This window comes from Ensifer sp. SSB1 (assembly GCF_016652895.1).
In the GTDB taxonomy this organism is placed as follows: Bacteria; Pseudomonadota; Alphaproteobacteria; order Rhizobiales; family Rhizobiaceae; genus Ensifer.
On sequence record NZ_JAEPRP010000046.1, the window covers coordinates 10,786 to 14,905 of the forward strand.

At 60.8% G+C, this 4,120-nt stretch carries 5 protein-coding genes; 1 reads left to right on the forward strand and 4 read right to left on the reverse strand.

The genetic code is table 11. The annotated features are described in order from the left end of the window. The coding region (locus tag I8N66_RS13795; protein ID WP_291154524.1) for a ParB-like protein at positions 1–132 on the reverse strand (132 nt) is incomplete at its 3' end. Beyond that, entirely contained in the window at positions 129–1,754 is a 1,626-nt protein-coding gene (locus I8N66_RS13800; protein ID WP_113537446.1) for a SulP family inorganic anion transporter, read from the reverse strand. The genes I8N66_RS13795 and I8N66_RS13800, both read right to left, overlap by 4 nt. 473 nt (positions 1,755–2,227) lie before the next feature. On the opposite strand from I8N66_RS13800, the gene I8N66_RS13805 reads away from it, so the two are divergent. After that, complete coding sequence (locus I8N66_RS13805; RefSeq protein WP_113537445.1) at positions 2,228–2,725, forward strand: NUDIX hydrolase; 498 nt, start codon at positions 2,228–2,230, stop codon at positions 2,723–2,725. Positions 2,726–2,804: 79 nt separating this feature from the next. On the opposite strand, the gene I8N66_RS13810 is transcribed toward I8N66_RS13805, so the two are convergent. Beyond that, on the reverse strand, positions 2,805–3,077 hold the full coding sequence (locus I8N66_RS13810; protein WP_365887261.1) for a hypothetical protein: 273 nt from the start codon (positions 3,075–3,077) through the stop codon (positions 2,805–2,807). 268 nt (positions 3,078–3,345) lie between these two features. After that, positions 3,346–4,120: DMT family transporter (locus tag I8N66_RS13815; protein ID WP_291154493.1), on the reverse strand; the 775-nt coding region annotated here is incomplete at its 5' end.

Genomic DNA, 4,120 nt, shown 5'->3' on the forward strand with positions numbered 1-4,120 from the left:
ACCGTGTTTCTTGGCGGTTCTGCGCCACTCCTGCCGTTTGTCGGCGACTTCGAGGAGGCCGACGGTGAGCTGGGTCGGGCGAAGGTCGGCAATCTCCACCGGCTGCAATTGCGGCTCATAGACAGTTGTCATTGAACGGCTCCGGGTGCGGGCGTGGTGGCCCCGGGTTGAGAAACGGCGGCTACGGCGTCATCGACACTGTAGCTGAGATAGGCGAGGAGCGCGGGCGCTGCCAGTCCGATCAGATCACGAACGCGGTCATGCACACGTGCATATTGCAGGCATTTGCCCTGTGCGCGGACTAGCGTGTCGAATTCGAGCAACGCGTCGAGCGCGGTGCTGTCGAGGTCGAAGCTCTCTTCCAGGCTGACGACGATGGCGCGGACCGTCTGGTCCTTGCCGATCCTTGCCGCGGTCTCGGTGAGAATGGCATCAGCATTGGCAAAGAAAAGCGGTTGTGCCGGCCGCCAAATGGAAATCCCCGGAATGGGTTGGGCGTCAGCATGGCGGGCGAGGTCGACGAAATCGTGCCCCTGACCAAGGCGCCCAAGGGTTGCGACATAAGGAGTGGCCAGCCTGTGCAGCAGAACGGCCAGCGAGAGTGCGACGGCGATCGTGATGCCGTTTACGACACCGAAGGCGATGACCCCCACTGCCGCAGCGAGCGCAATGACGACGTCATGTTTCAGCTTCCACAGCCACAAGAAGGGGCGCGGATCGAGGGCATGGGCCAGTGCGGCGATCACCACCGCCGCCAAGACGGGTTCGGGCAGGCTCTCCACGAGTCCGGCGCCAACGATGACGAGGACGGCAAGGCCGATCGCAGCGATTGGTGCCGTCATCCGACTTTCAGCGCCGGCTGCCTCGGCGGCGGATCCCGCCGAAAAGCCTGCGCCAACGGGCATGCCTTGAACGACGGCGCTCGCCACATTCGCGGCGCCGAGCGCCAGCAGTTCACGATTGGCCGTGACGGTCTCTCCATGGCGCAGCGACAGCGAGCGGATCGTGCCCCAGGACTCGGCAAACAGAATGAGCACGAGCGGAAGCGTGTAGGGCACCAGTTGCCTGAGTTGGCTCCATTCCACCAGCGATAACGATGGCCAGGCCAACGCGATCGATAGCGGGCCGACCACTGCCACGCCATGGCTGGAGAGGTCCAGAAGCTTCGAGGCGAATATACCGCCGCAGAGCACCACGAAAGCTCCGGGAAGCATCGGAAGGCAACGCAAAAGCAGCAGGGCGGCGAGGGCCACAAGACCGACCGTGACGCTCACGGCATTCCACTGCGGATAGGCGGCGGCGAGGTCCGCGACCTGATGGAATATATCCGTGGCCGGCACGCTTACTCCCGTAACGGCGGGCAGCTGTTTGATGATGATGGTGATCGCGAGGCCCAAGGCGAAGCCGCGAAGGACGGGGCGGGAGATGAAGCCGGCCAGATTGCCTAGCCGCAGCAGCGACGCCGTCACGAACAGGAGGCCGGTCAATGCCACGATCAAGGTCACGAGTGTAATCTTGTCGGCCGTCGAACCGGGCAGTGCGGCGATCGTTGCTGCAAGAATGGCGGCCGACGATGACGTCGGCGACACGATCGCGAAACGGCTTCTACCGAAGACGGAATAGGTCAGGCAGCCGGCAATGGCGGCTACGACCGCATGCTGCGGTGGCAGGCCCGCAATACCCGCATAGGCAACAGCTTCGGGCAGCATCAGTCCTGCGACGGACAGCCCGGCAATCCAGTCCCTGTTGCCCATTCTTGTCGTCACCTTTTCCTCATGCACGCCGGGATGCGCGGCCAAGCGCCGCCGAATGCGCGCGATACTGCGAGCATGCCGGAGCCAACTCAGCGATTTATTATAGTCGAATAGACTTGATTTTTCGTTCAGGGCTGCAGCGCACTTGAGGTGCGACTGCCGGTTGAACGCATATGCTAGACAAGATGGCGCTTGGAAGCCTTTATCAAGGCTCGCTTTCCCGAAGGCGGCTCCTTGGTTGCGGGCGCTTTTTCACCGGTTCATTTCCGTGCGACACTTACGATGCCGCTAAGGGTCCCCGACACGGTTGATGCGGCCGGGGCGGTTGCTTGCTCAGAGGACAAGGTAGCAAGACGTGCAATGTGGGCGTTTCCCCTCCCATTTTTCAATCGCTCATTGCGAGACGGAGCGTCACATATCTGTCATAAATGCAGTCAAGATTCTGGCTGCAATCCATCGGGACCGAGAGAGAAATGTCCGAGCAAATCTCGCTGGTATGCGATGCGCTGCCGCAAAATGCTGCTCGTTCAATCACATGTGTCCAACAGGCCGGCGCGATCTGTTTTCGGGTTGCAGCAGATGGTCATCCGGAAGTGTTGCTCGCCACGAGCCGCCGCAACGGCCGTTGGGGGATTCCGAAGGGCCGCATAGAGGAGGGCGAAACGTCCTGCGCTGCGGCCGTGCGCGAGGCAATGGAAGAAGCTGGCGTTGGAGGTCAAGTGTCGAGCGAGGCAATTGGCTCGTTCCTTTATACCAAGGACGGTGCCGATCTCAGCTATCACCTCAACGTTCATCTGCTCGAAGTTCAGGAAATTCTGGCGGACTTCCCCGAGAGGCAAAGTCGCAAACTGAAATGGGCTCCGCTTGAAATTGCAGCCCAGGAGGTTTCTCAGCCGAAGCTTCGCGATCTGCTGTTGTTTCTGGTCGCGGAAAATCGGCTGCGTGTCGTGTTCGAGCTCGAGGCGCAATAGCGCCACCACTGTCGCCGCCGATCGGGGCTTGATGCGATATTAGCTCGCCATTTCGATGAAAGTGACGCCGTTGGCGGGCTCAGTTTGCAGTTTTTGCTCGTTGCAGGAGAACCTGCATCTCCTGAAATCGTCTCTTGCGCACGGGATCGTCTTCGTCGGCCGAGTAGCAAATGCGCGAAACGCAGAAGCGCAGGATCTTCTTCGGCGCGCTCGTCTTGTCGAACTCGCATTCGAAGGTGTCTGTCATGTCTGCCTTCTTCGTGTCGGCTCTCTCGGCATACTTGAAGCGTGCTCCAGGCGGCTCGATCTCGGGAAAGGACTGCACCACCCCGACATTGAGGGTATCGACCATGAAGAAATTCCTGGCGACCGCCATGCAGGTCGATTCAAGATCGGGGCTTTGCGCGTATGCAGGCCCTGCTGCGATACATAGGACTGGGAGAAGCCATTTCATCGCACACTCCATCCCTAGGGAACCTGCCCGCTCGGACTGTTGCGACAACACGAAAGTGGGGCAATTGTTCCATCGTGGGCGCTTGGGGCTGGTGGGGGCGCGAACCCGGAAACCCAGCAGCCCGACTTTGATCGCAAAGTGCGCCGGTAATCCGATCAGGATCGGTTTATGAGCGTTTGGCCAATTGGTGTTCGCGCCAGATCGTGAAAAGGCCTGCACCGACAACGATGAGGGCGCCGACGATCATGTTGTGCGTGATCGTTTCGCCAAACAGCAGGACGGCGAACATCACGTTGAGAACCAGCTGAAAATAGGTGACCGGCTGGACTTCGGCAGCAGGCAGCAGGCCATAGGCCCGGATGAGGAAATAGTGGCTGAGCGTGCCGCAGACGCAAAGGGCCGCCAAGGCGAACCAATCGGATGGGACGACTTCGGTCCAGTAGAACGGGCCGATCAGCGAAATCGCCAGCGCCCCGACGACGCCCGCGTAAAAGAGGCTCGTTACCGCGGAATCCTCGCGGCTGACGGCACGCGTGGCGATACTGTAGAGCGCGAAGAGCACGGAGGCGACAAGCGGCAAGAGCAGCGACATGTCGAAGTGAACATTCACCGGATTGATGATCACCAGGACGCCGGCGAGGCCAACCAGTACCGCCGTGCCGCGCCGCCATCCAACCACCTCTCCAAGCAGAGGGATCGACAGGATGGTGATGATCAGTGGCGTTGCCTGGAAGATCGACTGGCTCATGGCGAGCCCGGCGTGAACGTAGGAAAAGACGATGACGACGATCTCTGCGACCAGCAGAAGGCCACGAATGACCTGCAGCCAGGGATGCCGCGTTTGAATCGATCCGCGAAGGCCCCCGGGCGACGACGCGGCAAAGGCAAACACGAAGAGAGCGAAGGCCCAGAAGCGGATCATCGTGATGAAGAGCGCCGGG

Bases quoted from the DNA above. Each gene is read 5' to 3' on its own strand.
- I8N66_RS13805 (WP_113537445.1), top strand. From the start codon at position 2,228: ATGTCCGAGCAAATCTCGCTGGTATGCGATGCGCTGCCGCAAAATGCT.
- I8N66_RS13810 (WP_365887261.1), bottom strand. From the start codon at position 3,077: ATGGTCGATACCCTCAATGTCGGGGTGGTGCAGTCCTTTCCCGAGATC.
- I8N66_RS13800 (WP_113537446.1), bottom strand. From the start codon at position 1,754: ATGGGCAACAGGGACTGGATTGCCGGGCTGTCCGTCGCAGGACTGATG.